This window comes from Staphylococcus sp. EG-SA-2, from assembly GCF_017152085.1.
In genome coordinates, this window is the sequence record NZ_JACYHC010000536.1 from 1 (window position 1) to 3,624 (window position 3,624).

Annotated in this window: 5 protein-coding genes and 1 pseudogene; all 6 read right to left on the reverse strand. The window is 33.1% G+C overall.

Annotated features, from left to right (window positions below; all coding sequences use genetic code 11):
- A pseudogene (locus IDG60_RS27415) lies at positions 1 to 475 on the reverse strand (DNA/RNA non-specific endonuclease); the annotation flags it as partial.
- Positions 476 to 484: 9 nt separating this feature from the next.
- On the reverse strand, positions 485 to 802 hold the full coding sequence (esxD, locus tag IDG60_RS27420; protein WP_000175722.1) for a type VII secretion system extracellular protein EsxD: 318 nt from the start codon (positions 800 to 802) through the stop codon (positions 485 to 487).
- Positions 802 to 1,476: a DUF5081 family protein gene (locus tag IDG60_RS27425; protein WP_000655881.1), complete on the reverse strand. Its 675-nt coding sequence runs from the start codon at positions 1,474 to 1,476 to the stop codon at positions 802 to 804. The genes esxD and IDG60_RS27425 overlap by 1 nt, the downstream gene beginning before the upstream one ends.
- A complete protein-coding gene (esxB, locus tag IDG60_RS27430; RefSeq protein WP_000509671.1) occupies positions 1,476 to 1,790 on the reverse strand; it encodes a WXG100 family type VII secretion effector EsxB in 315 nt (104 codons plus the stop codon). The genes IDG60_RS27425 and esxB overlap by 1 nt, the downstream gene beginning before the upstream one ends.
- A 15-nt stretch (positions 1,791 to 1,805) precedes the next feature.
- The gene (esaC, locus tag IDG60_RS27435) at positions 1,806 to 2,198 is read right to left on the reverse strand and encodes a type VII secretion substrate EsaC (RefSeq protein WP_001010292.1); all 393 of its coding nucleotides are present in this window, start codon (positions 2,196 to 2,198) and stop codon (positions 1,806 to 1,808) included.
- Between the two features lie 29 nt (positions 2,199 to 2,227).
- The coding region (locus IDG60_RS27440) for an FtsK/SpoIIIE domain-containing protein (protein WP_274611440.1) at positions 2,228 to 3,624 on the reverse strand (1,397 nt) is incomplete at its 5' end.

A 3,624-nucleotide genomic window follows, 5' to 3' on the forward strand; every position in this document is an offset into this window, starting at 1 on the left:
CAAATTCTTGATCCGATTTTAATATTTCATCGATGCTATAAACATCGCTGTCACTTTTCTTGGCATCTCCCTTTGCAATTTTCCCAGAAGCCCCATAGGTATCTCTACCATGACCACCGCCATTTTTTATTAATATATTTTCCAATTTAACATTCGTTATACCTTTGAATGCTTTATCTATATCTTCTATAAATGGCGTGTCAATAATTTCTTTCATTTTCGAATCTAATTGAGATGCATAATCATATAGCTCATTTTGATAATACCCCATTAATTTAGATCCTTGTGGACCTACTACACTACTTGTTAATGATATTGCGCCATCTTCGTCTAAAGAACTGACATCGCTTACCGCATCATCCATTGTTGTATCTACATCTAAGAAGTCTTGACCCTCTATTGCATCTATTACACTTTGGATAGATGACTTTTCATTGTCATAATCAGCTGTTAGATATTCAATATCTTTTGTCATGTCATGCACCTATCCCTCAATATTATAGTAAAGCTTGGCAAATTCCGTACCCCAATGTTCATCTGCTTCAAAGAACTTTTGTGCTGAATTCATGACGCCACCACCGAGTGTACTCAATGGACCTTTGAGACCACTAATGACTGTTGCAGCACTACTATAGCCATTTTCCATAGAATGTGCAGCTTTTTCACTACTGTAGTAATTTAATTGCGCTATTTTTCCAAAGTTTTGAGCTATTTCATCATACTTTTGACTAATGCTTTCCAATTCTTTTACAACATGTGCAATCGTTTCAGCTTTAACACTAATTTTTCCACTCAACGTCATTACTCCTCTGCTTTATTAATATGATTTTCATCAGTATCGAATCCAAATAATTCTCGTATAAATGTATTAATGACACCAATATGAACATTCAGCACTTTATCTTTTAATGGGTATCGAATGAGTAACAAATCATTTTGTTCATAAATGTTATATAAACTTTGTTGAGGGTCACCTTGATGATTGTAGATTTCAATTTCTAAAACACGCCCAATCGTATCGATACTTTCATTATTTAAGTTCTCCAATATTTCATCGTCAATTTGTTTAAAGTCCCAATCATTGGATTTTTCTTGTCTCATCAATAAAGGATATGATTGTACAATCGACCACCATGCAATGTCTTTATTGATAATTCGTATTTGAAACCCATTATTTTTAAACCGGCTTAACAAAATATATTCATCTTTTTCATAGCTAAATGGTGCAAAATACATATCATTAATTCGAATATTTACAATTGCGCTAATATACTCTCTTACTAATGTAGCCACTTTAAAACCTGCATCAGTTAACTTGTCATTCTCTGTTACTAATTCTTTTTCAATTAAAGCCACTTTAGCTTCTTCAAAATTTGATGGATCAAACAATTCAAAATTTACGAGAGGCAATTTACTACCACCTAAAATTGTTAATTCTTCGTAAGAAAAATAATCTATTCGCTTAACATCTTTCATCATGGGTTCACCCTATCAAGTCCTTGCTTAATTGATAATGTATCGTATTTCGCTAGATTTTGACTTAAGTTATCAATTGCTTTTTGATGGTCAGCCATCGGTTGTACTAATTCTTCTTGAAACTTTGCCATAATAAGTAACACATCTTTCACCTTATTGGCGAACTGTCCTTCCCAATCACTACCTTCGATATACTCAGCGAGCTGTTGCGTTTGCTTTTGACATGCTTCAATATCTTTAGCTATTTTTGCCGCTAATTGTTTCGCTTGATTCACCTTGCCACCATCTGCTTTAATCCCTTTATATCCACCCATATCTTCACCTCAATATTAATTCATTGCTTTATTAAAATATTCACTTGCCTTTTCGCCAGCAATTCCCTTAGCTTTTTGGAGGGATTCTTTATTTTTATCGATATCTTCACCCAACATTTCAAGCTTTTGTTTCATCAAATTTCTTTTTTCGATATATAACGTATTGGGCGCTTTTCCTTTAACAGATACACTGTCTTTATTAGCACTAGATTTTGCAGTTTGTACGTCCTTTGCTGTGCTTTCAACATCATCTAGTGCAATACTTAAATTAAATTCTAATCGCTTATATTGTTCAGCTTTTCTTAAATATCCAGAACGAACTTCAATTTCATGCGCAATCTCTTCAGCATGCTTTTTAATATCTTTAAATTTCGACTTGACCATTGTTTCAATATCATTAAAATTCATAACATACCTCCCTCCTATTTAATTCATTACTATTTAAACCATCTAATCTTTTGATAAGCTTGATTCGCGACCATATACGCTTCGTTTTCTTTAATAACAGGTTCTCGTTGAATAAATCTAAATTTAAAGAATTGTTGGTCTGAAATACGAATACCTATACTAAATTGGTTAATCATTTTACGTGCAACATCAATCTGTTTATCATAAGCATCTATTAATTCTTTATGAATGCCGACAAATAAAATGTTCAAGCCAAGTTCTGGTCCTTTTGTAATAAGCTTTTTAACATCATCTTCCGGGATATACGTGCAATCAATATATGTTTTAAAATCATTGATAATGTAAAGTGAATCTTTTTCAAATGGACCGTCCATTTCTCTTTGTTTTAAGTCTTCAATCATTAGTTGATGAATCGCTTTAATGTCTTCTCTTTCTTCGGCAAAGTTAGCCACTTGATGCCTATAAGCTTTAAACTCTCCACTTGAGTCTGCGATACAAATCGCATATTTTTCATTTAATATGTCAATTTCTTTCATCATAATTTCGGCAATATGCGCAATTTCTCTCGGATTTTCTGATGAAATCATTGCTGGTTCAGTTAATTTAATTTTTTGTAGTGTAACACCTTCATAATCTAATCCAATTGGTAAAGCACCATTGGCAACTATATCTGGTAAGCTTAATGATTCTCTGTAATCTTCATATTTAATTTCATCTGGCATCATAGGAATATCATTTGGTGTTTCACCTTTATAAAATTCTGTCATCGCCGATACTTCATCATTAATTTGATCATTATATGATTTAGTCTCATCATGTTTAAATGGTTGGCCAATATGGAATGATACATTGTCATCACTACTTAACAATGCTCGACCCACTACATCTTTAACCGCAAATTTTTGTTGCCCTACTACGTTCGACACCTCTGATTTATCATATAAAAACATGGCGATACGCGTTTTCATATTAATGTACATTGGCGTTTTCATTGCGTTAGCTCTTGAAGCAGTTAAGGTTACTTGCATGTCTAATGCTAGCCCTTCACGTGTCATTTTAATCATCATATTTTCAAAAACTTCTTGGAAAGGTGAATCTTTTACTGCGTCAAAGTTATCAATAAGAATAAAGACATACGGAATTGTTTCACCAGTTAATTTTCGATATTCAGAAATACTAGTAACACGATACTGACTTAAAATCTTCTTACGACGATCGATTTCATCATTAAATATACGTATCGCCTTAGCAATCTTGTCTTCTTGATCTACTGTAAAATAATCAGCAACATGTGGTATATCTGTGACTGGCATCAAACCATTGGTACCGAAATCGAACAAGTACATGTGTGCTTGATCAGGACGATGGTGTCTTGCAACATCGAAAATAATGTTGTGTAAGAACGTTGTTCTACCATATCCTGGAC